The sequence below is a fragment of the Nostoc sp. genome (assembly GCF_036917395.1).
Taxonomy (GTDB): Bacteria; Cyanobacteriota; Cyanobacteriia; order Cyanobacteriales; family Nostocaceae; genus Nostoc.
This window is the reverse complement of record NZ_JBALDI010000025.1, coordinates 32,233-58,311: the sequence shown is the minus strand read 5'-3', so window position 1 is coordinate 58,311 and position 26,079 is coordinate 32,233. Positions and strand designations below refer to the sequence as shown.

The window sequence follows — 26,079 nt, the reverse complement described above, 5'->3', positions numbered from 1 at the left end:
TAATTGTTGCGTTTTTTTATAAAGAGGAATCAAAAATGTATACAACATGTCAACCCGATCCAGTCCGCTTAGAAATCTTCAAAAATCTCTATCAATTTATTGCAGAGCAAATGGGAATTGTTCTCCAAAATACAGCTGCATCTGTAAATATCAAAGAAAGGCTGGATTTCTCCTGCGCTATTTTTGACTCATCTGGATTATTAGTTGCTAATGCTCCCCACATTCCTGTACATTTAGGCTCAATGAGCGAAAGTGTCCGCAGTTTAATTAACGAAAAACGCGACACCCTAAAACCAGGGAATGTATATCTATCTAATAATCCTTATAATGGGGGAACACATCTTCCTGACGTAACTGCAATTACCCCTGTTTTTCTAGAGAGTCGTGAAAATACTCCATTCCCCACTCCCCTCTTTTTTGTTGCTTCTCGTGGACACCAAGCAGATATCGGTGGAATTACTCCAGGTTCAATGCCTCCGCACAGTACGACAGTAGAAGAGGAAGGAATTATTTTTGATAATTTTCTCTTAGTTGAAGAGGGCAATTTTCGAGAACCAGCAGTCAGACAACACCTTTCAAATCATACTTATCCTGCTCGGAACCCTGACCAAAATATTGCTGATTTTAAAGCACAAATTGCCGCAAATGAACGGGGAGTACAAGAACTTCGTAAAATGGTTTACCAATACGGGCTTGAGACTGTTCAAACTTACATGAAGTTTGTGCAAGCTAATGCTGAAGAGTCGGTGAGAAAGGCTATCAATCTTCTCAAGGATGGCTCATTTATTTATGAAATGGATAATGGGGCACGAATTCAAGTTAAAGTGACGATTCATCCAGAAAGTCGTAGTGCTACCATTGATTTTACTGGCACTTATGAGCAACTAAATAGTAATTTTAATGCTCCAAAAGCTGTAACTCAAGCAGCAGTCTTATATGTCTTTCGGACTTTGGTTGATGATAATATTCCACTTAATGCTGGGTGTCTTAATCCTCTAGAAATTATTATCCCGGTTGGCTGTATGCTGAATCCAACTTATCCAGCAGCAGTAGTAGCGGGTAATGTCGAAACTTCTCAAACCATTGTTGATGCTTTATATGGCGCTTTGGGTATCATGGCTGCTTCTCAAGGAACGATGAATAATTTTACTTTTGGTAATGAGCAATATCAATATTATGAAACTATCTGCGGCGGCTCTGGTGCAGGAATTGATTTTGATGGAACTGATGGTGTTCATTCTCACATGACTAACTCCCGGTTGACTGATCCAGAAGTTTTAGAAACCCGTTATCCTGTACTTTTAGAAAGCTTTAGCCTTCGTCCCGATAGCGGTGGTAAAGGGCAATATTCCGGCGGTAATGGAGTTGTCCGCCGCATCCGGTTTTTAGAACCCATGACAGCTAATATTCTCTCTGGCCATCGGGTTGTCCCTCCCTTTGGATTAAATGGTGGGGAAGCCGGGATTGTAGGACGCAACTGGATACAACGTCAGAATGGAATTGAAGAGAATTTAGACAGCACAGCAACAGTAGAGATGAAACCTGGGGATGTTTTTGTGATAGAAACTCCTGGAGGAGGCGGATTTGGTAAATCCTAGTACCAATAATTTCTCCTGCTTCGAGATTACCGCGATGAAGTTCATTTTCTCCTAAACAACTATAAGAATAAGCCATACCAGAGCGATCGCCTAATTCTGTTCTCACTGTCAAAGCTTGCTGATACAGGGTTTCGGCTGCATCCCAGTTGCCGCGATTGCGCTCAATATTTCCCAACAATCCATTGCAATATGCAATATTACTTTGCCTTGCCAGTTGTTATGTGAGAATGGGTTCAGCCTTTTTCGTCACCAATTTTGGATGCTTCCGCAGATACTCAGGCTTACCCTTACCAATAGCCGCCAGTTGAGTTAACAAAAAAACCTGTCCCTCAATGCGCTCAGATATCCACCACAAATCTGCTACACTATCTTTCAGTTGGCGCTGTCGCAAAATCTCAACTCCCGCGACTGTCGCCACTCCAGAAATTCTCTCGATATACACCAATTCTGAATCTGGTTCTGCACCTTCATAGCGGATATCAGCTAAATCTGCTGGTACTTCTCGACTGGTTAATAAAGTTTGAGAGTATTTTTAGAAATCCCTAACTCTTCAGCTAAATCTAGCTGTCGCAAGAAACCATTACGCTTGAGTGCTAGCTTGACTGACGTTTTCAATTTCCTCTTTGCGAACCTTAATCCCTCTCGGCATAGCTTAGGACAATACATTTATTTAGAGTCTAGCAATCTGGGTAGGTATTACAGCGTTTTCAAGTAAATAAACCACGGAGTAGGGGCACGGCAATGCCGTGCCCCTACAAAAATCTGTGGTTCAATTGCCTGAAAATAACTGTAAGTTGGGAATAACTTGGGAATTGGGAATAACTAGGAAATAACTCGGTAATAACTTCAGACAGCTTGGGACTGAACTTGTGATTGAGCATTGTTTGATGGAATTGTCAACCATTTAAAAGCAATTCTGATGAAACGTAAACAAGCCGAATTTATTCTGACAGTATTGGGTGTTGCTGAAGTTGTGGCTACTTTCTACACGATTTACCCGCCTGTTGCGATGTCTACGACGGGCTACGCCTACGCACTAACTCCTGTAGTTATTTACTGCTTGGTAATAATTTATATTAGTGACGCAAAGAACAGTAGAAATAAACCCAATGCTTAAAGGTGCAATTATACAACAAAAGTCTGCTTTGATGGGCTGATTTTGTGCGATCGCACTACTCATTTCAAGTGCGATTGCCTTTTCAACTTGATCATTCTACCTCTAAACGTCGTTGTTCAAGCTCAAAACTCGCAAGTCCGACCTTTTTGCTCGGAAGTTCAAGCTCAAAACTCGCAAGTCCGACCTTTTTGCTCGGAAGTTCAAGCTCAGAACTCGCAAGTCCGACCTTTTTGCTCGGAAGTTCAAGCTCAGAACTCGCAAGTCCGACCTTTTTGCTCGGAAGTTCAAGCTCAGAACTCGCAAGGCCGAGCTAGGAGGCTGATAAATCTAAACTTTGCCGAAAAGAGATTAGTATTTCATTCAATGCATCCATGTCAATTAAAAATGCATCATGTCCGTGGGTTGACTTTAGCCACGCCAGTTGAGCATTAGGGATTAAATTTGCTAATTCTTGTTGCTCTACTGGAGGATAAAGGATGTCAGAATCAATTGCGACAACTAAAGTCGGTTGCTGGATGCTTTGTAGAACAGATTCATAATCTGATAAATTAGCAACTGTGCGATCGCGTGCAACATCGTGGCAATCCATTACGTGGGTGAGGGTGATATAAGTGTTAGCATCAAATCGCTCTACCAGCTTTTGACCTTGATGCTGTAAGTAACTGGCTATAGCAAACTGCTCAGATGCATCATACTGCCGCCCAAAGCGGCTTGTAAAACTATCCCAGGAACGGTAAGTACTCATCGCCATCATCCGCGCCACTGCTAATCCTTGATTTGGGGGTGCATCCAGAGTGTAGTTCCCTCCTTGCCAGTTTGGATCGGCATAAATTGCCTGTCTTTGGGCTTCACTTAATCCAATACACCAAGCAGAATGTCTTCCAGAAACGGCGATGGGTGCAATTGCTTTCACTTTTTCTGGATATAATAACGCCCACTCCAATACTTGCATTCCACCGAGTGAACCGCCAATTACTAACCGCAGAGATTGAACACCCAGATATTCTAGTAGTGCAGCTTGCAGGTGAACCATATCTCGGATTGTAATCTCAGGGAAGGAAACACCATAAGCCTTTCCCGTTATGAGGTTGATAGTAGTTGGCCCAGTTGTACCGTAACAACTTCCCAAGATGTTGATACACACAATAAAATCGCGTTCTGGATTGAAGGCTTTCCCTGAACCAAACAAAGATTCCCACCAATCATCGGCGTCAGCCGAACCAGTTAAGGCATGACAAATTAGTACCGCATTATTGCCTTGAGCATTTAACTGTCCCCAGGTGCGATAAGCAACCTGAACCCCAGTTAATGTTTTGCCTCCTTCCAGTTGAAATGGCACCGTCAGTTGGTAAAACTGGGTTTGCGGTGAGATGAAGTTTGAGTAAATCATATCTAGGATTGTGTTCAAGAGGCAGTAGACATGGGGGAGCAGGGAAGCAGAACTATTGATTATTGGCCGATGCCGCATACTTCTCTACGAGAGGCTACGCAAACGCTCAGTACAAGTGTCCAATGCCCAATTTATTGAAAACTAACTCCTAACTTGCCGAAATGCCTGCTCAAAATCTTCTTTGATATCGTCGATATGTTCAATTCCCACCGATACCCGCACCAAATCGGGTGTCACACCTGCTGAAAGCTGTTCATTATCACTTAGCTGTTGATGGGTTGTGGAAGCGGGATGAATAACGAGGGTTTTAGCATCACCAACATTTGCTAAATGACTCGCCAATTTCACATGATTAATAAAAGCTTTACCTGCCTCCAATCCACCTTTGATGCCAAAGTTTAAAACTCCCCCAAACCCATGCCGGAGATATTTCTTCGCTCGTTCATGATAGGGGTGATTGGGAAGTCCCGGATAATTAACCCATAATACTTGCTCTTGCTGCTCTAACCACTGAGCCAATTCTAGGGCATTACTCACATGCCGATCTACACGTAGGGAGAGAGTCTCTAATCCTTGTAGTAAAAGAAAGGCGTTAAATGGACTCAAGCATGGGCCAAAATCCCGTAACCCCTCAACTCTGGCGCGAATAATAAAGGCAATGTTGCCAAATGTTCCACCAGAGCCAAACACTTCTTGAAAATTCAGCCCATGATAACCGGGTGATGGCTCAATAAACAGGGGAAATTTGCCATTACCCCAGTCAAATTTACCCGAATCGACAATTACGCCACCAATGGAAGTACCATGACCACCAATCCATTTAGTTGCAGATTCCACTACAATATCTGCACCATGTTCAATCGGTCGAGCTAGATACCCACCAGCACCAAAGGTATTATCTACAATTAAAGGTATGCCGTTTTCGTGAGCAATGTGAGCTAAAGCGGCAAAGTCAGGAATATTGAATTGAGGATTACCAATGGTTTCAACATATAGGGCTTTGGTGCGATCGTCGATCGCCTGACGGAAACTTTCTGGATCATCTCCCTCAACAAACTTGACATTAATACCTAAGCGTGGTAAAGATACTTTAAACTGGTTATATGTTCCCCCATACAAAAAACTAGTGGAAACAATATTATCCCCAGCTTGAGCGATCGTACTGATTGCCAAGAATTGCGCCGCCTGCCCACTAGCTGTTGCTAATGCTGCTACACCCCCTTCTAAAGCAGCAATCCGCTTTTCAAATACATCCGTCGTCGGGTTCATGATCCGGGTGTAAATGTTACCAAATTCCTGGAGAGCAAATAACCGCGCTCCGTGGTCGGCGTCATCAAAGACGTAGGAAGTCGTTTGGTAAATTGGGACAGCACGAGCATTAGTTCCCGGAGCCGGCTCTTGTCCAGCATGAACTTGCAGGGTTTCAAAACGATATTGTTCAGACATAAGCAGTTATTTTAGTTTCCAATTATTATATAAGCAAAGAATATAACAATTGAGCGTTCTGTGAGATAAATCAACGGTAATTCGTTAGACTTACCGTATTTTACAGCTATTTTTAGTTGATTAAACATACTGTAAGGGCGCACAGCTAGCTATGCGCCCCTACCAAGGATTGTGGTTCAAATAGATGAAAAACGCTGTAATCTAAAACATTTGTGACACAAAGAGTTTTATGCCTGCAAAAACTGATCTAGGATTTACGCATTGACAAAAAATGCAAAATATGAATTAGTTTAAAAACCACATCTTTCGTAAGGGCACAGCATTGCTGTGCCCCTACAACATGGTCTATTTCCGATTGCAGGATAATTAAGAAAAGCCTGAAACAACCTATGCATCGTTAATTCACATCACGATACATAGGTACAGTGCATAAGTCCTATAATCAAGTAACTTAGGGAACCAACATTAAACCCGGATTAATCATCCCTGCCTCTTGAATTGTTGAAAAAGCAGTTTTCCCGATGATGCGATGAGTCGCAGCCGTCGGATGAATGCCATCCCAGAACAAAAACTGGTCTGGGTTACTACAGATGCTAGAGCCAGACAGACATGGAGTGGTGACATTGGTAAAGTTAAAGGCTGCCGGATTTGCGTTGGCGTAGCCCGTCGCAGACATCGCATCTCGATACAGGGTGTTGGCATCTAATACCACAATCTCCAGATCGGAATGCTGTTGACTTAGGATTTTGAGCGATCGCCTCAAGCCTTGATTATGTGCTTGGGTTAATGCACTAAGATTCACAGAATTCGTACTGGTTCTAGTGGCAGGTAACTGTCCTAAATCTGGTAAATTTCCTACCAGAATCTTTTTAGCACCCACATCAGTTAGAGAGTTGATGGCTGTTGTCAAATTTTTAACAGGAACAGTTGCACTGCTTACCCCTTGCAAATAATCATTTGCCCCAGCCCACAGCACATACAAAGCATCTGAATTCGTCTTTTGATGTGTCTGAGTAAACGACTGCACTTGATTTAGCAAGCTAGGTACATAGCTGTTGCCAACGCTGCCAGTAGTTGCTCCTCCGTAAGCAAAATTGTTAGTTTGCTTGGAGGAAAGATGGAGGCTTTCGGCAAGATACTCAATCCAAACCCGACCATTCGAGTAACGCCCCTGATAGTAAGTTGGGTTAGGTGGATACATTCCTCCTGTCGCCCGAAATACCATCCCTGTATCTGAAAGACTGTCCCCAAATACGTAGAGTTCTGTAATCGGATGAGTTTTATCCATAAATTTTGCCGCTACAACCATGATAAAAATTAGGAGAGCAAGTCCCGTTGTTAAAAACCACTTTTTTTTTGGCATTAAACTTTTCTGCAAAGCCTAAAGGCTACAGTTTTTACAACTGTTGTTGATGATTATTGTTGTGAGTAAAGATTGAGCTTGCAATTGAGTACTTCTCTAAGCTAACAAGCTAGCTTCAGAGGTGGTGAGCAAAACCGGATACTTTCAGGTGTGGATTTTGCCAATTGTCTTAATGCAGTTTTCACATGAATAAACCACACGCAGACCTTGCTTCCATTCCTCTCTCCTTCAAGGCTATAGTGGTGTACACAAGTCTTTTAAAGCTCAATACGCTTGGGTTAAGGCTAAAACTCTTTGTCAAAGTCAATTTTTTTAACGTAGACGCAAAGCGGTGAAGCAGCGCGGTCTTCTCCCAAGGGGAGACGCCAAGGGCGATGGGGGTTTCCCCCATGAGCGACTGCTGAACCCGGAGGGCTTGCCGCAGGCTACCGCCAAGGACGCATACTCCTACGGAGAAGCAAGCTACGCGTAGCGTCTCGTAGAGAAGGACGCAAAGAGAAGGAAAAAATACTTAACTGAACTGTATTGTTCTTAAAGCTGCGCTAAATCTTGCTCTGCAATGGCAATGCATCGACTTACAATGGCAATGCATCGACTTACAATGCCAATGCATCGACTTACAATGCCAATGCATCGACTTACAATGCCAATGTATTGACCTACAATGCCAATGTATCGACCTACAATGGCAATGCATCAACTTACAATGGCAATGCATCGACTTACAATGCTAATGTATCGACTTACAATGGCAATGCATCGACCTGTAAAAATTAACCTACGCAGCAACTCTAAAAGACTTGTGTGTACACGGTAGCTTTCAAAGAGAGAAGCTTTAAATTTCCCCCTTTCCTCTCTTCGAGACGCTGCGCGAACGTAGGGAAGGGAGTAGCGGGTTAGGTCTTTTTGTCTACTTACAGCTATTTTCAGGTAAATAGACCACGCTCTACTGGCATAGCAATGCTGTGCCCCTACGACAGATGTGGTTCAAATACATAAAAACTACTTAACTTAAAATTGGTGTAATGCAGTGGCGTTGTGCCTTGTAACCTCGTCATCAATAACCGATAAGGCGGTGGCTAACTTTTCTTAACAAATGACTATAGTTAACAAAAATTAGACTTAAATCGTTGCTCAAACCGTTGAAAGTTCGCCAGAGTAGTAGTAGGAGTTTTTACATCACTTTTGTGGGAAACTAAAATGATTCAAAAATTTGCAGCCCCAACTCACACAGACAAATACATCCGTGTTGCTAAATTTGCAGATGTTCAAGCAGCAGGTAGTTTGTTGGTTCGCAGCGAAAAACACACCATTGCTCTGTTTTACTCAGACAATAAAGTCTATGCAATTGATAACCGTTGTCCGCATATGGGCTTTCCGCTCCACGGTAGCACTTGCAAAGATGGCATTGTAACTTGCCCTTGGCACTATGCCCGTTTCGATCTCGCTAGTGGCGGAACATTTGACTCTTGGGCGGATGATGTTCCCTCCTTTGGTGTAGAAATCCGCGATGGGGAAGTTTGGGTAAATTTAGATCCCCCAGTTGACCTCCACGCCCACCACAGCCAACGTCTTCAAGATGGTTTAGAACAAAGTATTTCGTTAGTTATTGCCAAATCAGCGATCGCTTTACTGGATATGGGGGCAGATTTTACCGAACCATTTCAGGTGGGACTGGAATTTGGCACTCGTTACAACAAAGCAGGCTGGGGTACAGGCTTAACCATCCACACCTGCATGATGAATTTGCTACCTTATCTAGATGCAGAAGACAAACCCCGCGCTCTTTTCCAAGGACTTTCAGCAGTAGCTAATGATAGTGCTGGAGCGCCACCTCACTTTGTAGTTCATCCATTGCCCAATTCTACTGTTGACCTAGATACCCTCAAAAGCTGGTTTTGCCAGTTTGTTGAGGTGCGGGATAGTGAAGCAGCAGAGAGATGTTTGGTATCTGCAATTCGGGCGGGAGCTAATTCTGAGCAACTTGCAGACATGCTGTTCACATCTGCCACAGACCACCGTTTTATCGATAGCGGTCATGCACTCGACTTCATTAACAAGGCACTGGAAGCCCTGGATGCTGTCGGTTGGCAAAGGGCAGAGTCAGTTTTGGCGAGTCTAGTTTCTGGTTTAGCAACTGCTGACCGCATGGAAGAGTCCAATTCTTGGCGCTACCCTGTGGATTTAGTAGCAATTCTAGAATCTGCCTTTGAGCAGTTACCTACGGCTTTGGCAACAGGACGACCTCGACAAGGAACTTGGTCAGGTGAGGAAGAATTAGTGCCGATTTTGTTAGGGGAAGACCCACAGAAAATTACCAACTCTCTTCTGACTGCTTTGGAAGCTGGTTGTACTGAAGAACAATTGGCAAGTGTAGTTACTTACACAGCAGCACTTAGGGTAGCCCGCTTCCACACTAACAACGACTTTGGCGACTGGAATTCGGCGCACCATCCGTTCACTTTTGCCAATGCAGTGCATCAAGGATTGCGACGAGTGCCAACGCTTGAATTACTACGAGGTGTGTTTGATGCTGCTATGAGTGTATATCTGAATCGTTTTTTGAATGTGCCACCAGCACGACTTCCAGAACCAAAAGACTCTGCTCAAAATCCTGAAGAATTGCTCAACCAACTACCAGATTTATTAAATCGCCAACAACAAGTAAATCAAACAGGTAAATTGGTTGCTGATTATTTGTACAATGGCGGCTGTGTTAAGCGACTGATGGCAATGTTGGGTAAGTTGATGCTGCGTGAAAATCGTGAGTTTCATGTAATTCAGGAAATGGAAGCAGCTTTTAGACAATACTCGCTGCTGGGTGAAACTGCTGGTATTCATGTACTAGTTGCTGCTGCTCGTTATTTAGCAGCACACGCGCCCACGATGCGATCGCAAGGGCAAACCTATCAAATTGCTGATCGGTTGCATAAAGGCGATCGCCTATTTGAGGAATCGTAATTTAGCTCATCTGGGAAGACTCGATAATTGCTGCGATCGCCTAATGCAGAAATTTGTGCGATCGCGGCAATTTCTGCTTTGTAACTAGATTTCCAATCTTGTTTTTCTTGCTGATTAGGGAAACTCAAGAGGCGAATTAAAAATTGCATAAATGTTCAACTCCCTCAGTTAAGTACTTGAAAATTTCAACCCATATCTTCTGTGTGTGGAGTTTCGGGAGTATCCATTGCTCTTTATGCCCCTCAATTAGCTCACCCTTTTGGGTGAGTCATATATCAACCGATCAGGTGACCTGACTGAAGGAAGTTGAGATTAATAAAAAAGAGGATTCTATTACTAAAGAACACCGATCGCATTTTACCAAAGAATAGCCTGATGAAACTTGTTACCTTAATAAATTCTGCACTTATTTTTGCTTCTATTACTCTTGTACCTGGAATCGCTGGCGCTCAAACAGCTACTATCAGCAGCAGCGAAATAGCTATTAACTCTAACAATTTATCCAGGAACTCTACTTCTGTTAGTTACCTCCAGCCTTTTAATCTAGTTAGTTTTGCTTATCAGGGAGGTCTGAAGCAACACGGGATTCCTAGTGGAGAAGCCCTAGTATTTGAAACTCAGAACAGAAATATTATTGCAAAAGATTTGGTGAAAGCTGCTGTTAATGCAAATAAATTACCATCACAAGTTTTAAACGACCAAAATTATCTAAGTGCTGTTAATTTGCAACTCAAAGCATTGCCTGATTATGCAGCTGCTGATTGATTTGGTTTTTCTTGTCTCTTTTTAGAAAGCTAAATTTCTCAATATCCTATATTCGGGCGCTTGTTACTAATATAAATAAAAGCCTTTTATACACAGCAATCTCTGTGTATAAAATAAAATTTGATATTGAAGAACAATTTTTATATTTTGAGAGAAGTTGTGCATATAAGTTGCACTTCTAGTGTTGAGGCCACAGAAAATTGTATAATCAACAGCCATCAACCAAAAATTTCGTTTTCTATAGAGAATGACAGAAGTAATTAGATCCGAAAGCCTAAATAGCATTGAGTCCATTGAGTTTGAAGAGCAGTGCTTGCACAAAGCCAGAGAAACAGGCGATCGCAATGCGGAAGTCATTTGTTTAGGAAGTTTGGGGAATGCTTACCAGTCAATTGGGGAGTACCAGCTGGCAATTGAGTTTTATCAGCAGTGGTTGGATATAGCTAGAGAAATAGGCGATCGCTTCGAGGAAGCCAAGTCTTTGTCTGGGTTGGGTAACGCTTACCAATCACTGGGCAAATATCAGCGAGCGATTGAATTTTATCAGCAGTGGTTAAGTATCACCAGGATAATAGGCGATCGCACTGGGGAAGGCATTTGTTTAGGAAGTTTGGGTAATACTTATGAATACCTGGGCAAGTATGAGCAAGCTATTGAGTTTTATCAGCAGTGGTTGAGTATAACGAAGAAAATAGGCGATTGGACTGGGGAATGCATTTGCTTGGGAAGTTTGGGCAATAGTTATGAATCATTGGGGGATTACCAACTGGCAATTGAGTTTTACCACCAATGGTTAGAACTGGCAAGATTCATCTGCGATCGCAATGGGGAAGCAATGGCCTTGTGTGGGTTGGGTAATGCTTATAAGGCTCTGGGAAAGTACCAAAGAGCGGTTGAGTTTCATCACTATTCATTAGAAATCACAAGGGATCTCGATGACCGAAATGGGGAAGCAAACGCCTGGTTTAATTTGGGTTTGGTGTTAGAAAAAATCAATCGAGAATCAGAAGCGATGGATGCCTTTTGTAATGCCCGCGAAATCTACCACGCAATCGGACTCGATGCAAGTCTGCAAGATTGTAACCATGCGATTGAGCTTCTTTCTCAAAATGTTGCGATCGTAGTATCTCACTTCGATTTTGGGAGATGGTTAAGTCATTTGTCGCAGTTGCTCAAAGCTGATTCTAACTAGTAATATCTCCCACCACTGATTCAGATAATGTAAGGATGTTTTAAAAGCTTTTGGTGATTTATCATCGCCAAAATACATGAAAATCCACTTTTAAAACATCTTCTGAATGCAGTTAGATTACATCAAGAGGATGGATACTTATGGAATACCGCAACTGAGTCGTTGTGATCAAAAGATAATACAGAAAACGGGTCTTTTCGATTTCCCATCTCCATCCCAGGAGTACCTATAGGCATTTGGGGAACAGATAAACCAACAATATTTGGCTTTTCTTGAAGCAGACGTTTGATGTCATCTGCTGGGACATGTCCTTCGATGACATATCCATTAACAATAGCTGTGTGGCAAGATGACAAGTTATCCGGTACATTGTACTTTTGTTTAACTGTTTCGATGTCAGGCGTAGGAAAGTTTGTAATTTGAAAACCCTGTGCCTTTAAGTGATCAATCCATCCGCCACAACAGTTACAATCGGGACTGTGATATACAGTAGCATTTAGTTCGCCTGCAACAGAACTAGGAAAAACAGCTTGAGCATGACTCATCGGAGCAGCGCTTGCCAAGATGCCCAACACCCCTACAGTTAGACAAATCATTACCACTACTTGCACAGCAGCACGTACCAAGATGGGAAGGAACCATTTTTGCCAGCAATAAATAAATTGTTTGTGCGACATCTGAGACTTCCTAAGTACAACATTCCAGAAATTTGTTGTAACAAATTCTCTGCAAAAACACTCTGCGACGGCAGTCGCTCATGGGGAGCCACTGCGGTAAACGGGTTTCCCAGCATAAAAGGAGCAGTGCGCCCTTCTCCCTTGGCGTTAGCCTCTCACGAATGGGAGAAGGGGAGACGCCAAGGGCGATAGCGCAGGGGTAGCGAGCCTGCGTTCGCGCAGCGTCTCATAGAGAGCGTCTGCGGTTTCCCGACTTGTCCCTTGCGCGTCTCTCCTTCTCACATTGCCAGAGGCTACAGTGCTAGTATATCGAACATGGGCATTTTGTAGCTTCTAAGTTGTCCTTCTGGAAGATATAAGTCTACTGCATCAGCCCTCTATTTTCATATTCTTGTTTTGACGAAGGTACTGAACTATTAACGCATTTGCACCACTCGTAGCACAACAGCAAGCTATAGAATTACTCACTCAGGCTGTCAGACAAAACCGGGTTGCTCCAGCGTATCTATTTGTGGGGCCAGATGGTGTAGGAAGAAGTTTAGCAGCAAAGTGCTTTGTGGAATTGCTATTTTCTAGTGAGATGGGAGTCACTGCGACTTTACAAAACCGTTTGCGTCAAGGCAACCATCCAGCTTTATTGTGGGTGCAACCAACGTACCAATACCAGGGACAACGATTAACACCAGCAGAAGCGGCTGAGAAAGGACTTAAGCGTAAAGCACCGCCTGTAATTCGATTAGAGCAAATTCGAGAAATTACCGAGTTTCTGAGTCGTCCGCCTTTGGAAGCGCCGAGGAATGTGGTGATACTGGAAGAAGCCCAAACAATGGCAGAAGCCGCAGCCAATGCTTTACTTAAAACCTTGGAAGAACCGGGACAGGCAACGTTAATTTTAATTGCACCTACACCTGAGTCTGTGTTGCCAACTTTGGTGTCACGCTGTCAACGCATTCCTTTTTATCGCTTAGATGCCCAGTCTTTGGCTGTTGTACTCACACAAACAGGTCATCAGGAAATTTTGCCAAATCAGGCAGTATTGAGTATAGCAGCTGGCAGTGCCGGAAGTGCGATCGCATCTTACGAGCAATTACAAGCTATTCCCCATGAGTTACTCGAAGACCTGAAAAAAGCCCCTGCTTCCTACCACAAAGCCTTGGAGTTAGCTAAAAAAATTGATAAAGATTTAGATACAGAAGCACAACTGTGGTTAGTTGATTATCTTCAGCAATTCTACTGGCAGCAGTGGCATCAACCCACGATAATTCACCAGCTAGAACAAGCTCGTAAATACTTACTTGCTTACGCTCAACCCCGGCTGGTTTGGGAATGTCTGCTTTTATCTGTATACCAAAAATAAAATCGCATTCATGAATTTTTGCCCAAAAACCTCAAACTATTTAGCTATATTAAATAATATTACTTAAGTAACCGGACATATTAGTACTAATGTATTATAGTAAAGCTACGCAAAGCGTTTCGTAGAGAATGCGGCAAGTCAACAGACATCGCCTCAAGACATTGGGATTTGCTCAATTGCCAAAGCTTCTCTTAAACAAAAGTCTTGTAGGGGATGACTAATAAAGGTTGTCCGATTATTGTTTTTGAAGATTGTATCCCTGACTTATGATTAACTTACAGCAGACAATTCCAGTTCTTCTTTTAGGAACAAGCTTGGCTGTGCTTTCTCCTCAAGTTTGTACTGCTTTCACTGTTCAAGAGGTAGCTAGCCTTGCTAAAGCATCAAGCGATTTGCCAGTGGTCAAATCAGCAGGACTGTCCCCCGATATGGATGTGCCTTGGTCGAAACCCGTGAGAATCATTGATCCTTTTGAAGGGGAATTAGTTGGGGTTTTTGACCGCAACTCTTTAGGTGGCTATTTGTACCGTGAGAATTCAAAACAAGTTATTAGTTTGTGGACTCCTTCGAGCATTCGAGTCCTGGTAACAGTAAATTCGGATCAAGCAAGTTCTTCTTTCTACACCGCAGGTCGTGTGTATCCCAGATATGACTATCAGAGGTTTGTTACTACCAAGAAAGTCGATAAACTTTTACTTAAGGTCAGGGGAAAAGTTTTTCAATTAGACAGTTCAACCGGCACCTTTGCTGTCAGTCAAGAATTAGCCACTGCTTTGAAAAAGGCTCCAGATGAGAACTTAGACATCAGACTACTATTGGAAGGAGGTCAAACTATTGATAGTGAAATTGGCAAAGAGACGGTAAAATCTTGGCGAAAGATTTATTAAGCGATGTCTAAGGACAGGCTACTTATTGTGCATTTTCAACCCAAGTATTATCTATATATTAAGAAAGTAAAAATTTCTCACCTCTCATCAGGAATTTATTTAGTAAAGGTTGTTTAAAGATTTAAAAAGAAGGAACATTCTTAGAAGCAAGCCTGATTAATTCTTCAACATTGTTTGAAATTGTATTGCAAATCGTATTCAAAGGTAAGTCATTAGGATCAAATCCGAAAGGTTCTTCGATTTCTGAGCCAATTTGTTCAATACTTAATAATGTAAAACTTACAAAAGCCATTACTATACCAGTCCACCAATATAAAAAGCTAACAATTTCTGAAGGTAATATTAGACAAAAAATTAATAACAGTTGTCTGAGTTTAATAGTATATATCAAAGGCAGTGGCGTTTTTAAAATGCGTTCGCAACCACCTAAAATATCCACTAAATCATCTACGCAGTTATGTAGAGTAGTCAGTTGATAGACATTTAGACAATTCCGGTCATGCTGATACTGCAAGTAATCTCCTATCCAGTAAGCAATTTGTAGTGGGGGATGATTGCTATCTTGGAGTTGTAAATATTGTTTTTCAGACATTAAGGATGCTAACTGAGTGTCTAAAGGTACTGATCTTAGATGTAACTTCATTGCAACTGCAAAAGCAGTTACTAACCGAAGTATTGCCTCTTTTTCTACTCTATCTTGCGGTGTCTTATCTTTAACTATTATCCAAATTCCCCGAGTTAAGTTACGAGATGTATTAACTAAACCTCCCCATAATTGACGACCTTCCCAAAATCTATCATGGGCTGTATTCGTCCGAAAAACTAATAGTAATGTAAAACCAATATTAAAACTTAAAACAGCATTAGTAAGGATACTGTTTGAATTTGAAAATGCTATTGGTAATTTTAAATAATATAAAAATGATATAAAAATACCATATGCAGTACAAAAAAGTACCCAAGGGAGAATGATAGAAATAATTGACCTTTCAAGCCGAAGAGTTACTTGAAGCCAGTTCAATTTTTCGCCTTTGTAAAGGTGATATTTGTCTATTAAAGAGTTTTTGGAATTGTTTTTAAAATAGTTAGGTTGTTTCATGTTGGTAAGGTTTGGCGATTACAGAAATTAGCAAACTAGCTTTTTTAGCTAAAGTCAAGATAAGTGCAAGATGTAGGTTTCCAGATAGCGACCGTCGTACAACTCTAATCAACATAAATTATACTTGTAACATTTAAATTTATTTTTGTGAACCCTCTTGAGGTAGGTAAATTCATGACTGTCTTCCAATTTTTCACCATCAATTTGGTTTTTCTTTGTAACGAAGCAATTACCTATTGGGGTGAACTAAAACAATAATTTTTCTTATTTAACTATGATTTTCAACATTTATCATTATATTGAGTACTTTTTGGCAACTTGAAACCTGCTGTAAGTAGACTTTGCCTCATGAACTGCGATCGCTCATTGATTCTCCACTTCTATTTAAATCATTTGTAAACAAAAAGATTTCTGATTTTTTAGAGAAGTCGGGAAGAATACTTTTCAGATAAGCGTAAACTACTCCATTTTGGTCTGGGTGCATGTTAAAGGACAAGGGATAAAGGTGAATTCAAACCGCAATCCCATTCCCCTTTCCCCCAAAACCCCAAAAGTATTGGAGTTGGGAATCTGAACCTCTCGATTTTCGTATTACTAGTTCGTTGAAATTAGTATTAAAAGACTTATTGGAAAAAAATATGTTATTACTAAACAATTCTCCTCATAAAGATTTAGTAATAATTTTTACCCAAGTTGGCATTGAAACCACAAAAGTTACCGAGATAAATTTTCCCAAATTTTTGCAACACATAAACTGACTGTAGGGGCGTACAGGTGTACACCTTTACCTATCTATCTATATCAGCTATTGCGTTAAACAGTATAATTAGGCAAGATAGCAATGTGCAACAAAGCCGTTTATCATTGCAATATTTTGATGCGTAGAAGAGTTGCAAAGAAAAGAACTTTTACAATTTCTGCCCTGCGTAAATCGATCGCACTTCGCCGTTACGCCGGATGACAGCTTCACCATTACTAACATCTACTAGTATCCAACCGCTTGAGCCGATACTTTCACCCATGTTAATGCGGCGAGTCACGCCATCAATTTTAAACAAAGCAGCAGATTTGTTACCTAACTCTAGCAACCCTTCTAAGGTGCTAGCAGGAGTATCTGCGATCGCAGTTGGCGCATATACTTGTTCATGGGTAATAGTTGGTTCTGATGGTGCGAGTGCTGCACGTAATGGAACTACTGGTAATGCAGGCAGAGGGTTGGGTGTTTGCCGCACGGTAATGGGTGCAGTTCGTCCAGCTACAGGTTTGAGTTCTGCTTGCACAGCCGCAGCTAACATGTTGACGGTTACAGGCTTGGCAGCTTGTCGCACCGTATTCAGGGCATTTTTTACAACATTAGGTTGATATCCCTGTAACGCACTGGCAATTCGTGGTATAAATGTAGGAGTACCAGGAATCGCCGGCAGCCCGTAGTGCATTGGCGACGGCGCTTGATAAACGGGAACGTAGATGCGCTCAACAACGCTTCCAGAGCGGTTAGGGGCTAGTGGCGTATTATTAGCTAGAAGTGGAAGTGCTGGTAGATTACCAGTTGTTTGCCCGTTCCCAAGGGCTATTTGATTAGTATTTGCCTGACTGGAGAATCCAAGTATGCCAGATTTTTGATTGCTTTTTGCTTCTTGTTTGTCTATAACTGCCAGCGCTCCCAACATGTAATCAACCAACTCTGCCTCAATTTCTGTTTTTGTTGGCAACTGTGACTGCGGTTGCGGCACTAGAAGAGCTGACTCAGGCAATTTGGTATTTAAAAGATATACGACTCCAGACTGTACCAGGTAGATAATACCAGCGATCGCCACACCTAAAGTTGTTCCCACAATCAGTAGTTTGCCCAAATTACGATTACTTTTTTGAGGCTTTCTACTAACTGGTTTAAGGGTGGCGGTGTCAAACACAACAGTACTCAATTGCTTGTGGTTATCTTGAGCTACTGACTCTACTGGTTGGTTCAATGTGTTCGGTAAGATAATCTGCGGTATCGTAACTGTTTGCAGAGGAACGGATTCTGAAGGCGACTGGCGTTGAGGTTGGGGGGAAGAAACCCCAGCTACAGACTGGCTCGATTTGTTCTGCCTACTCTGCCTAACGGTTTGAGAAGGCAAATTACCAGTAACATCCAGAATGTAGTCGATATCGGCAAAGAGTTCATCCATTAGACCATCAGCATAGTTTTCTATCGACCAAGATTCGTTGGCGATTAAGTCTTCTAATGGTTCCGGTAGTATGAGACGGGTGCTGGCTTCTTGTAACATAGACGTTCTGGGTTGTTGCTAGGACGAGGAAACGCCGCGCCTACTGCCTGGGAGTTAGGATTACAGATGAAATATCCAATCCGCCGTCTAATTGAGACGAGTTGGTTGAGCGTTGGTATTAAAATCAACTTTAATCTGGGGATTGTTGATGATGGCAGCACTAATACTTATTGTCATCTATCATACCAATTTCCCTTCCTACTACTATACTCAGTCTTTATGAAGTTTGTGTTAAGCTAACGCTGGAAACTGTGACTGGCTCTTGGTTCTACGCAATTCTAAATATAATAATAAAGCGTTAACATCCGCTGGGTTTACACCACCTATACGTGCGGCTTGACCAAGAGTGAGTGGTTTTACGTGAGTCAGCTTTTCCCGTGCCTCTTTGGAAAGAGTATCAATTTTTGTGTAATCTAAATCCCCAGGTAATTGGCGGTGCGCTTGGCGGGCAATTTGGTCAATCTGATTTTGTTGCCTAGCGAGATAGCCAGAATACTTGATGTCAATTTCTGCGCCTTCTTTCTCGGCGCGGTTGAGGTTGGGGTTTCCCAATCCGAATCTGTCGAGGTCAACATAATGAAATCCTGGACGCCGCAGCAAGTCATTAAGGGTAATTGAACCTTTAATTGCTTGTTGGGTATTAGATGCGATCGCTATTCCTATTTCATCATGTTCTTTGACTCGTGTGGCTTGCAATCTTTGCTTTTCTGTGGTAATATTGGCTTGTTTTTGGGTAAATAGATCCCAGCGGCGATCGTCAATTAAACCAATTTCTCGTCCCAAGGGTGTCAAGCGTTGGTCAGCATTGTCAGAACGCAATATCAATCGATACTCTGACCTGCTGGTAAGCATCCGGTAAGGTTCTCGTAAATCCTTTGTACACAAGTCATCGACTAGCGTCCCAATGTAACTTTGCTCGCGGGCAAAGACAATCATTTCTTGAGAGCAAACAAATCGAGCTGCGTTAATTCCGGCTACAAGCCCTTGGGCTGCGGCTTCTTCATAACCTGTGGTGCCGTTAATCTGCCCAGCACAAAACAGTCCGGCAATCTTCTTAGTCATCAGTGTGGGGTAACACTGAGTTGCAGGTAAATAGTCATATTCCACAGCATACGCTGGACGGAGCATTACACATTTTTCCAAACCGGGGAGAGTCCGCAACATATGCAGTTGCAAATTTTCTGGCAACCCTGTGGAAAACCCTTGGATATAAAGTTCGGGTATATCCCTTCCTTCTGGTTCAATAAAGATTTGGTGGCTTTCCTTATCAGCAAAGCGCACAATTTTATCTTCAATACTGGGACAATAACGCGGCCCTTTGGCTTCCACCCAACCGCCATAAACTGGTGACAGGTGCAAATTATCCTGAACTAGGCGATGAGTTTCGGCAGTTGTGCGGGTGATATAGCAAGGCATCTGTTCCCGTTCTACCCACGCATCCGGGTCAAAGCTAAACCAGCGCACATCTTCATCTCCTGGCTGGATTAGCATTTTACTATAATCTACTGATCGCTTGTCTACCCGTGCTGGAGTTCCTGTTTTGAGTCTTCCGGTTTCAAATCCCAGGCGATTTAGGGTTTGTGTCAATCCTTCAGCCGCAAATTCTCCAGCCCGTCCCGCCGGCATTGATTTGTTACCTACCCAAATTTTGCCTCCCAGGAAGGTGCCAGTTGTCAAGATGACTGCTTTACATTGGAACCCTACACCAAAATAAGTTTCAACGCCGATGACTTGATCATTAGCATCCAGCACCAAATCTGTCACCATACTTTCGCGGATTGTCAAGTTTTCTTGGTTCTCGACAATATTTTTCATCACCGCTGCATATTCGCGCTTGTCCGTCTGGGCGCGTAATGCCCACACAGCAGGACCTCGTGAAGAGTTGAGGATACGTTTTTGCAGGTAGGTGCGGTCTGCTACTTTACCAATTTCTCCACCGAGTGCATCTACCTCATGCGTCAACTGGGATTTAGCTGGGCCACCCACTGCTGGGTTACAAGGTTGCCAAGCGATTTTATCCAAGTTGAGCGTCAATAACAGGGTACGACAACCGAGGCGTGCAGAGGCGAGAGCTGCTTCGCAACCGGAGTGACCTGCACCGACGACTATGACATCAAAAGCGTCTTGGAATTCAACGGAATTGTGCATGGTCATACTTACAGGATCAGCAAGCTTAGAGTTCTTTTCAATTTTAACTGTTCCAGTGGTTTCATGGATGTAACATTCTGAGAAAAAAGTTATCAAATTTATTATTATTCAATTACAGATAAATTTCTTTTTCTTTACTTGAGTATTCAGTAAAAAATATAATTTTTTTTAACAATTGTGGCAATATTCCGGTTTGCTGATCACATATTTAGGCAAAAAAAGTTGATTTATTACGGATATACATTAGATATATTGCACAATTTATATAGAACCATTTATCAACACGATGACTTATCTGTGTTTTCAATTCATCAATAACACAATTCACTTGGTGTTAATGATATTTTTCCTCACAAGATCCCCTCAACTCCCCTTAAGAAGCTTGTCATTACCTACACATGACAATCCCCACTTCGTTGCTATGATCTGCTGAACTTAAGCTCTGGGCGGGATGTCGGTCAACACGACACTTTAATTGTTACAAAAATGTGAGTAATGACAAGCCTTAAAAAAGGGGGTTTAATTTCAAGGAGGATCAAGCTTTAACCAAAGTGTATTAATCAATAACAGATATTTGCAATAAGCTGATTACTTTTATTCTTAAATCAATTAAGCAATTATTTAAAAATGAAAATCCTCATCAGGAAGAAAAATTTTATTACTAAGGTTATCAAAAAGACAACTTTCATCAGTATAGTTATCATGATGATATTTGTCTTAGTCGCTAGTAATGAGATTACCCAGAACCAATTGGGTAGAACTGCCCAACCATTAAATGTATGCTTGACTACAGATTCATTAGCTTGTAAAGATACCTCTAAAGAGATAACATCAAAACCATTTATTCCTGACCCCAAATTAAATGAGCAGCAGCGTTTTTTATCTGCAATTAGCCAGAAATTACCCACAATTCCCCAGCCTGGTACTTATGAATATACTTTATTGCGGACATATGGTGCAGTCTTTGTAAATCAAGATGTTGGGATTAAACTGCCGCCAAAAGATATTTTTGCTAATGAACAAGAAACCCAAGAGTTTCAAGCTACTTTGACAATGGGTCATGTTGATAAAACTAATGACTGTTACTTACAAAAATCAGCGGCTGATGCTTTAAATAAAGCGCGAATTCAAGAACATATCCCGCTAAAATCTGGTTATGGTTCTGGTGATTGTACTCGCACTTTCAACACAAATTTAAGATTTTGGTACAAATATGCTAACAATCAAATTTTAACAAAAGTTCAACAGGGCAAAGAAATAAAAATTCTCGGTTTGGTTGCACCTCCTGGAACTTCACAACATCTGTGGGGATTAGCAATTGATTTACGCGTAAGTAGTAAAGAACAAAGAAAAGCTCTTAATCAAAATTGTTGGTTTCAAACTGTAGAAAATGATGTTCCACATTGGACTTATGTGGGTTTACCTGAAGAGAATTTACCTCTATTTGGTTTTAACAAACAAGTTATCCGGGGCATTACTTATTGGATTACACCACTTTAATTGTTAGATAGCATGAAAACTTGGGAATCTTAATCTAAAAAGTGGGATATCGTTCAGCAAGCTTTGGTAACAGCTTATCAGTAACGCCAACATATTCTCTCCAGAACCATTGGGGGACTTCGGAAGCAGACTGTCCAAACCCAGACTCAAATCAATATATTAACTGAGCAGTTACAACCGGAATTAGAACCAGCAAAGCTGTAAGACCTAGTAAACGTCTATTATTGACGAGAGACGCTATTGCCTCGACCAATTTGTACTTGTACAAGGAGGCAACAGCGAATCAAACCGAAAGTTTACACTCAAGGCAAGCGTTGAGTGTAGGTACTTGACAAGCCAAGCATTGGCAGATGCGAAGCCGCCTTAAGCATTAGGGAGAAATCCGCACCTTGAGGAACGCTAGCATCGCGCTAGGATGTATTACAGTTAACGGCATAGTTTCAGGCGATCAGTTGCTATGGACATTTCCCCCATCAAGGCTGTTCAAGCCCCTTATTACGGCGATAACTTTTACCGGACACCGCCACCAGATTTACCTTCCCTCTTATTAAAGGAGCGAATTGTCTATCTTGGGATGCCACTTGTGCCTGCTGTCACGGAATTGATCGTGGCCGAGTTGCTGTTTTTGCAGTCCGACGACCCCGAAAAGCCGATTAAAATCTATATCAACTCCACCGGCACTTCCGGTTATAGTGGCGAACCCATTGGCTTTGAAACCGAAGCCTTCGCTATCTATGACACCATGAAATATATTAAGCCTCCTATCCACACCATCTGCGTTGGTTCTGCGATGGGTATGGCAGCGATGCTTCTTAGTGCTGGTACAAAAGGTTGCCGCGCCAGTTTGCCTCACTCCTCGATTATCCTGCATCAGCCCAAAAGCTATGCCCAAGGTCAAGCAACGGATATTCAAATCCGCGCAAGGGAAGTTTTGGTAAATAAAGGGGCGCTAGTTGATATCTTGAATCATACCACCGGACAGCCTCCAGAAAAAATTATTAAAGATATGGATCGGCTGTTATATCTGACACCCTACGAAGCGAAGGAATACGGTCTGATTGACCGAGTTTTTGAGAAAGAAGAACTCGCAAATCCCCCACTCCCTGCCAGTGTCCTTTAAATTCAGTTATGAGTTATGAGTTATGAGTTATTTAATACTCCTTCCTCATTCCTAACTCCTCATTCACTCTCCGATCATCCCCAATTTATTAATAACGGAGCAAATTATGCCTATAGGCGTTCCTAAAGTTCCTTACCGGATGCCCGGAGGACAATATACAGATTGGATTAGCATCTACGATCGCCTTTATCGGGAACGGATTATATTCTTGGGGCGAGATATTGATGATGAAATTGCCAATCAAATTATCGCTGTAATGCTGTATCTGGATTCAGATGATCCAGGTAAAGATATTTATTTATACATCAATTCCCCCGGTGGAATGGTCACCTCTGGCATGGCTATTTTTGACACCATGCAACATATCAAATCAGATGTGGTGACTATTTGTGTGGGTTTAGCTGCTTCAATGGGGTCTTTCCTGCTGGCAGCTGGCACCAAAGGGAAACGCATAGCATTGCCTCACTCACGGATTATGATTCACCAGCCTTCAGGTGGCACCCGTGGACAAGCAACCGATATCGAAATTGAAGCTAGAGAGATTCTGCGGATTCGTCACCAGCTGAATGGGATTTATGCCGATAAAACTGGTCAGACGATAGCAAAAATTGAAAAAGATATGGATCGTGACTTTTTCATGTCTGCCGAAGAGGCTAAAGAATACGGTTTAATTGACCGTGTGATTGAAGACCGAACCTCTATAGTAGTAGGCGAGTAGGGAGTAGGGGAAGCTGGCGTTACAGGGGAGAAATAATTCCTAACTTCTAACTCCTAATTCCCCACTCTCCACTCGCTTTCCTAAACAAACTGTCAACATTGAACTTTAAAATAGAAAATTAGCCTTTATCATTAATAGTTCAGGCTTAAAGCAGATAGCTGATAGCCTCTAGCTGGATATTCGATAGCTCATAGCTCAAGATGGATCTTGGAGATTGCTACCGTTTATTGGGTTTAAGGTCGGGAGCTTCTTTTGCTGAGATCAAAGCGTCTTACCGACGACTGGCGCAGCAATATCATCCCGATATGAACCCAGATGACAACAAAGCCAAAGATAAGTTTATTGCCTTGACAGAGGCTTATAAACTCTTGCTGACGGTAGTATTGCCAGAAGAAACTGCCGCACATTCAAGTCAGGTGTCAACTGTGTATGATGACACCGAAGCAATGCATTGGCAGAAAACACCAGTAGCAACGGTGACAAGCCAACAAGCACCGAAACCAAAGCCGCCGAATCTGTTGGAAATAGAAGAACGGCTGAAGTGGAAAACTTATGAGCAATTGCAGCGATTTTTGCAAGAAAGACGATTTCCGCAAGCGATCGCCTTGGCAGAAGCTTTAGCAGATCGGTTGTCAACAGATGCAGAAGTCCGTCAATGGCAAGCGATCGCTTATCAAATTTGGGGACGGGCGCTGATTTCCGAAAACCAGTTGCTCAAAGCCAGAATTTATCTCAAAAAAGCTTTGAAGACAGATCCCTATAATAAAAGTCTCTGGGATGAAGTGCAACGCGATTTCCAACGCTTAGAACAAATTTTTTAAAAGTTTACAAAATTTATTGAAAATCAAAATCTCTTTTCCAACTTCTAAGAAGGAAATGGTCTTCATTGGGCTGCTGCCGCCCAGACGGAAGGCGGGAGCCATCCATTGAGCATTCCCAGTTTGAGACTGGGAACGAGGTAAATATATCTTCAATTCAAAATCTAAAATCTAAGTTGCGCTGTCAGCGCACCAAAGGTGCGACCCAAAATCTAAAATTGGCACGATCATCGCTGCCATCCGCGCAACACTGCTCCTAATGTAGCGATTCCCTCAACAATCTTCTGTGTTGGCTGAAAGCTAAAAGCTAACCTGATGGCATCATCTCCCTGTCCATTGGTGTAACAGCGAGTCCCTGGCAGAAAGCTGATGCCGTGTTCATTGGCAGCTGTTAGAAGTGCTTTGGCGCTGATGTCTGGCGGCAATTTACACCAAACGAAAAAGCCCCCACCTGGTCGCAAAGCAACTATATCACTGGGAAACTCTTGAGCGATCGCCTCTAACAATAAATTGCACTTATGCTTGTAACAGGCGATTAGCTGTTGAATGTGATTATCTAGTTTGCCTGTAGCACAGTAGCGGGCGACCACATGGCTGACAAATGGCCCCACAGGCCCCTCACTTTTGAACATTGCTAGCCGCTCAATAATCGCTGGATCACCACAAGCCCAGCCCAGGCGGATACCAGGCGCAATAATTTTCGAGAAGGTACTCACATATAATACCCATCCCTCTTGGTCAAGAGTCGCCAGAGGGGGCACAGTTTCTCCTTGGAACCGCAAATCGCTATAAGCATCGTCTTCCACCACTAGGACGCCATACTCAGCCGCTAATGCTACCAGTTTTTGGCGGCGAAATAAGGGCATAGTAGCGCCTGTGGGATTGTGAAAGGTGGGGATGGTGTAAATAAATCGGGGTCGGATGCCCTGTTTCTTCAAGTCGCTCAAAGTTTCTTCTAGGGCGTCCACATCCATCCCCAACTCATCCACAGGAATGGTAATTATGTGTGCGCCAGCGTGGACAAATCTGCTAACCACTCCCAGGAAGGTCGGCCCTTCCACAATTACCACATCACCAGGTTCGACAAACACATCTGGTAGCAAGCCGAGAATCTGACCAGAACCGTAGCCAATGACCAGGCGATCGCGATCAGCAGTAATTCCTTTAGCCTGCAAGCGGAGGATAATTTGCTCATATAGTTGAGCTGAAGGTGGCCCGTAATTGAGGGCGATCGGAGCTTCTTCTGCCAGCACAGCCGCACTTGCAGCAGCCAAGTCGGCGTGGGGAAAGAGAATTGGGTCAGCTAAACCGTAGGCAAAGCTGACAGTAATAATTTTGGTTAACTCAGTGCCGTAAGTTGGTGGTGCGAGGTTTCTAGCTCTTTCGGCGAACAAATCAGCAATTTGGTAGGCAGAAGTGGTAGGAGCCATAAAGGGCGAGTTGTCTTCTAAGTTTATGAGTATATCAGTATTTTAGGGAAGAAATACTGATAGTCAGCTTTATTCTAAATCCGAACAATGATATCGTGATTTGAATAAGTAAAGTTTGGTTAATTTATCATCAATAGTTTAAGAATTAAAAATTTTAAATAATTTTTTAATCGAGTGTTTATAACCTTATCTTTGCGCCTGGAGCGCGACACCAGATGCTACA

General features: G+C 42.4%; 22 protein-coding genes and 1 pseudogene. 12 read left to right on the top strand and 11 right to left on the bottom strand.

Annotated elements, in window-relative coordinates; all coding sequences use genetic code 11:
- Positions 1–35: 35 nt before the first annotated feature.
- Positions 36–1,598 carry a hydantoinase B/oxoprolinase family protein gene (locus V7K46_RS10335; RefSeq protein ID WP_335112713.1) on the top strand — a complete coding sequence of 521 codons (1,563 nt, stop codon included), beginning with the start codon at positions 36–38 and terminating at the stop codon, positions 1,596–1,598.
- 28 nt (positions 1,599–1,626) lie between these two features.
- On the opposite strand, the pseudogene V7K46_RS32005 reads toward V7K46_RS10335, so the two are convergent.
- Together V7K46_RS32005 and V7K46_RS10330 are read right to left on the bottom strand one after the other, a co-directional pair.
- Positions 1,627–1,773, bottom strand: a pseudogene (locus V7K46_RS32005) (tetratricopeptide repeat protein); the annotation flags it as partial.
- A 42-nt stretch (positions 1,774–1,815) separates the two neighbouring features.
- Positions 1,816–2,016, bottom strand: coding sequence for a hypothetical protein (locus tag V7K46_RS10330; RefSeq protein ID WP_335112711.1), 201 nt, complete (start codon positions 2,014–2,016; stop codon positions 1,816–1,818).
- 501 nt (positions 2,017–2,517) lie between these two features.
- Here V7K46_RS10330 and V7K46_RS10325 point away from each other — a divergent pair.
- Positions 2,518–2,715: a hypothetical protein gene (locus tag V7K46_RS10325; RefSeq protein ID WP_335112709.1), complete on the top strand. Its 198-nt coding sequence runs from the start codon at positions 2,518–2,520 to the stop codon at positions 2,713–2,715.
- Positions 2,716–3,025: 310 nt separating this feature from the next.
- Here the strand turns inward: V7K46_RS10325 and metX are convergent, their stop codons facing one another.
- The 3 genes from metX to V7K46_RS10310 form a co-directional block, all read right to left on the bottom strand.
- Positions 3,026–4,105 carry a homoserine O-acetyltransferase MetX gene (metX, locus tag V7K46_RS10320; RefSeq protein ID WP_335112707.1) on the bottom strand — a complete coding sequence of 360 codons (1,080 nt, stop codon included), beginning with the start codon at positions 4,103–4,105 and terminating at the stop codon, positions 3,026–3,028.
- Between the two features lie 141 nt (positions 4,106–4,246).
- The gene (locus V7K46_RS10315; RefSeq protein WP_335112705.1) at positions 4,247–5,551 is read right to left on the bottom strand and encodes an O-acetylhomoserine aminocarboxypropyltransferase/cysteine synthase family protein; all 1,305 of its coding nucleotides are present in this window, start codon (positions 5,549–5,551) and stop codon (positions 4,247–4,249) included.
- Between the two features lie 451 nt (positions 5,552–6,002).
- Entirely contained in the window at positions 6,003–6,914 is a 912-nt protein-coding gene (locus tag V7K46_RS10310; RefSeq protein ID WP_335112703.1) for an SGNH/GDSL hydrolase family protein, read from the bottom strand.
- A 549-nt stretch (positions 6,915–7,463) separates the two neighbouring features.
- Between V7K46_RS10310 and V7K46_RS10305 the strand changes: the two genes are divergently transcribed.
- Positions 7,464–7,691 carry a hypothetical protein gene (locus V7K46_RS10305; protein ID WP_335112701.1) on the top strand — a complete coding sequence of 76 codons (228 nt, stop codon included), beginning with the start codon at positions 7,464–7,466 and terminating at the stop codon, positions 7,689–7,691.
- Positions 7,692–8,114: 423 nt separating this feature from the next.
- A complete protein-coding gene (locus tag V7K46_RS10300; RefSeq protein WP_335112699.1) occupies positions 8,115–9,875 on the top strand; it encodes a Rieske (2Fe-2S) protein in 1,761 nt (586 codons plus the stop codon).
- Here the strand turns inward: V7K46_RS10300 and V7K46_RS10295 are convergent.
- The gene (locus V7K46_RS10295) at positions 9,824–10,024 is read right to left on the bottom strand and encodes a hypothetical protein (RefSeq protein WP_335112697.1); all 201 of its coding nucleotides are present in this window, start codon (positions 10,022–10,024) and stop codon (positions 9,824–9,826) included. The genes V7K46_RS10300 and V7K46_RS10295 overlap by 52 nt on opposite strands.
- Positions 10,025–10,250: 226 nt before the next feature.
- Here V7K46_RS10295 and V7K46_RS10290 point away from each other — a divergent pair, with 226 nt between their 5' ends.
- Both V7K46_RS10290 and V7K46_RS10285 read left to right on the top strand, forming a co-directional pair.
- The gene (locus tag V7K46_RS10290; protein ID WP_335112695.1) at positions 10,251–10,640 is read left to right on the top strand and encodes a hypothetical protein; all 390 of its coding nucleotides are present in this window, start codon (positions 10,251–10,253) and stop codon (positions 10,638–10,640) included.
- 247 nt (positions 10,641–10,887) lie between these two features.
- Complete coding sequence (locus V7K46_RS10285) at positions 10,888–11,832, top strand: tetratricopeptide repeat protein (protein ID WP_335112693.1); 945 nt, start codon at positions 10,888–10,890, stop codon at positions 11,830–11,832.
- 122 nt (positions 11,833–11,954) lie between these two features.
- On the opposite strand, the gene V7K46_RS10280 is transcribed toward V7K46_RS10285, so the two are convergent.
- Positions 11,955–12,509 carry a DUF411 domain-containing protein gene (locus tag V7K46_RS10280; RefSeq protein WP_335112691.1) on the bottom strand — a complete coding sequence of 185 codons (555 nt, stop codon included), beginning with the start codon at positions 12,507–12,509 and terminating at the stop codon, positions 11,955–11,957.
- A 415-nt stretch (positions 12,510–12,924) separates the two neighbouring features.
- Here V7K46_RS10280 and V7K46_RS10275 point away from each other — a divergent pair, with 415 nt between their 5' ends.
- Entirely contained in the window at positions 12,925–13,866 is a 942-nt protein-coding gene (locus tag V7K46_RS10275; RefSeq protein WP_335112735.1) for a DNA polymerase III subunit delta', read from the top strand.
- 266 nt (positions 13,867–14,132) lie between these two features.
- A complete protein-coding gene (locus V7K46_RS10270; RefSeq protein WP_335112689.1) occupies positions 14,133–14,753 on the top strand; it encodes a hypothetical protein in 621 nt (206 codons plus the stop codon).
- Positions 14,754–14,874: 121 nt separating this feature from the next.
- Here V7K46_RS10270 and V7K46_RS10265 read toward each other — a convergent pair whose 3' ends face one another.
- From V7K46_RS10265 to mnmG, 3 genes are all read right to left on the bottom strand, one after another.
- On the bottom strand, positions 14,875–15,852 hold the full coding sequence (locus V7K46_RS10265) for a bestrophin family protein (RefSeq protein WP_335112687.1): 978 nt from the start codon (positions 15,850–15,852) through the stop codon (positions 14,875–14,877).
- A gap of 908 nt (positions 15,853–16,760) precedes the next feature.
- Entirely contained in the window at positions 16,761–18,122 is a 1,362-nt protein-coding gene (locus V7K46_RS10260; protein ID WP_335112685.1) for a hypothetical protein, read from the bottom strand.
- A gap of 231 nt (positions 18,123–18,353) precedes the next feature.
- Positions 18,354–20,276 (bottom strand): tRNA uridine-5-carboxymethylaminomethyl(34) synthesis enzyme MnmG, encoded by a 1,923-nt coding sequence (gene mnmG, locus V7K46_RS10255; RefSeq protein WP_335112683.1) that lies wholly within the window; start codon positions 20,274–20,276, stop codon positions 18,354–18,356.
- Positions 20,277–20,897: 621 nt separating this feature from the next.
- Here mnmG and V7K46_RS10250 point away from each other — a divergent pair.
- The 4 genes from V7K46_RS10250 to V7K46_RS10235 all read left to right on the top strand — a co-directional run bounded on the left by V7K46_RS10250 (position 20,898) and on the right by V7K46_RS10235 (position 24,429).
- The gene (locus V7K46_RS10250) at positions 20,898–21,770 is read left to right on the top strand and encodes a D-alanyl-D-alanine carboxypeptidase family protein (protein WP_335112681.1); all 873 of its coding nucleotides are present in this window, start codon (positions 20,898–20,900) and stop codon (positions 21,768–21,770) included.
- Between the two features lie 457 nt (positions 21,771–22,227).
- A complete protein-coding gene (locus tag V7K46_RS10245) occupies positions 22,228–22,890 on the top strand; it encodes an ATP-dependent Clp protease proteolytic subunit (RefSeq protein WP_335112679.1) in 663 nt (220 codons plus the stop codon).
- Positions 22,891–22,996: 106 nt separating this feature from the next.
- Positions 22,997–23,608, top strand: a complete 612-nt coding sequence (locus V7K46_RS10240) for an ATP-dependent Clp protease proteolytic subunit (protein ID WP_298920727.1) — start codon at positions 22,997–22,999, stop codon at positions 23,606–23,608.
- Positions 23,609–23,808: 200 nt separating this feature from the next.
- The gene (locus V7K46_RS10235; RefSeq protein WP_335112677.1) at positions 23,809–24,429 is read left to right on the top strand and encodes a J domain-containing protein; all 621 of its coding nucleotides are present in this window, start codon (positions 23,809–23,811) and stop codon (positions 24,427–24,429) included.
- A gap of 224 nt (positions 24,430–24,653) precedes the next feature.
- On the opposite strand, the gene V7K46_RS10230 is transcribed toward V7K46_RS10235, so the two are convergent.
- The gene (locus tag V7K46_RS10230; RefSeq protein ID WP_335112675.1) at positions 24,654–25,856 is read right to left on the bottom strand and encodes an aminotransferase-like domain-containing protein; all 1,203 of its coding nucleotides are present in this window, start codon (positions 25,854–25,856) and stop codon (positions 24,654–24,656) included.
- Between the last annotated feature and the right edge of the window lie 223 nt (positions 25,857–26,079).

Bases quoted from the DNA above. Each gene is read 5' to 3' on its own strand.
- V7K46_RS10335 (WP_335112713.1), top strand. From the start codon at position 36: ATGTATACAACATGTCAACCCGATCCAGTCCGCTTAGAAATCTTCAAA.
- V7K46_RS10325 (WP_335112709.1), top strand. From the start codon at position 2,518: ATGAAACGTAAACAAGCCGAATTTATTCTGACAGTATTGGGTGTTGCT.
- metX (WP_335112707.1), bottom strand. From the start codon at position 4,105: ATGATTTACTCAAACTTCATCTCACCGCAAACCCAGTTTTACCAACTG.
- V7K46_RS10315 (WP_335112705.1), bottom strand. From the start codon at position 5,551: ATGTCTGAACAATATCGTTTTGAAACCCTGCAAGTTCATGCTGGACAA.
- V7K46_RS10310 (WP_335112703.1), bottom strand. From the start codon at position 6,914: ATGCCAAAAAAAAAGTGGTTTTTAACAACGGGACTTGCTCTCCTAATT.
- V7K46_RS10300 (WP_335112699.1), top strand. From the start codon at position 8,115: ATGATTCAAAAATTTGCAGCCCCAACTCACACAGACAAATACATCCGT.
- V7K46_RS10295 (WP_335112697.1), bottom strand. From the start codon at position 10,024: ATGCAATTTTTAATTCGCCTCTTGAGTTTCCCTAATCAGCAAGAAAAA.
- V7K46_RS10290 (WP_335112695.1), top strand. From the start codon at position 10,251: ATGAAACTTGTTACCTTAATAAATTCTGCACTTATTTTTGCTTCTATT.
- V7K46_RS10285 (WP_335112693.1), top strand. From the start codon at position 10,888: ATGACAGAAGTAATTAGATCCGAAAGCCTAAATAGCATTGAGTCCATT.
- V7K46_RS10280 (WP_335112691.1), bottom strand. From the start codon at position 12,509: ATGTCGCACAAACAATTTATTTATTGCTGGCAAAAATGGTTCCTTCCC.
- V7K46_RS10270 (WP_335112689.1), top strand. From the start codon at position 14,133: ATGATTAACTTACAGCAGACAATTCCAGTTCTTCTTTTAGGAACAAGC.
- V7K46_RS10265 (WP_335112687.1), bottom strand. From the start codon at position 15,852: ATGAAACAACCTAACTATTTTAAAAACAATTCCAAAAACTCTTTAATA.
- V7K46_RS10260 (WP_335112685.1), bottom strand. From the start codon at position 18,122: ATGTTACAAGAAGCCAGCACCCGTCTCATACTACCGGAACCATTAGAA.
- mnmG (WP_335112683.1), bottom strand. From the start codon at position 20,276: ATGACCATGCACAATTCCGTTGAATTCCAAGACGCTTTTGATGTCATA.
- V7K46_RS10250 (WP_335112681.1), top strand. From the start codon at position 20,898: ATGAAAATCCTCATCAGGAAGAAAAATTTTATTACTAAGGTTATCAAA.
- V7K46_RS10245 (WP_335112679.1), top strand. From the start codon at position 22,228: ATGGACATTTCCCCCATCAAGGCTGTTCAAGCCCCTTATTACGGCGAT.
- V7K46_RS10240 (WP_298920727.1), top strand. From the start codon at position 22,997: ATGCCTATAGGCGTTCCTAAAGTTCCTTACCGGATGCCCGGAGGACAA.
- V7K46_RS10235 (WP_335112677.1), top strand. From the start codon at position 23,809: ATGGATCTTGGAGATTGCTACCGTTTATTGGGTTTAAGGTCGGGAGCT.
- V7K46_RS10230 (WP_335112675.1), bottom strand. From the start codon at position 25,856: ATGGCTCCTACCACTTCTGCCTACCAAATTGCTGATTTGTTCGCCGAA.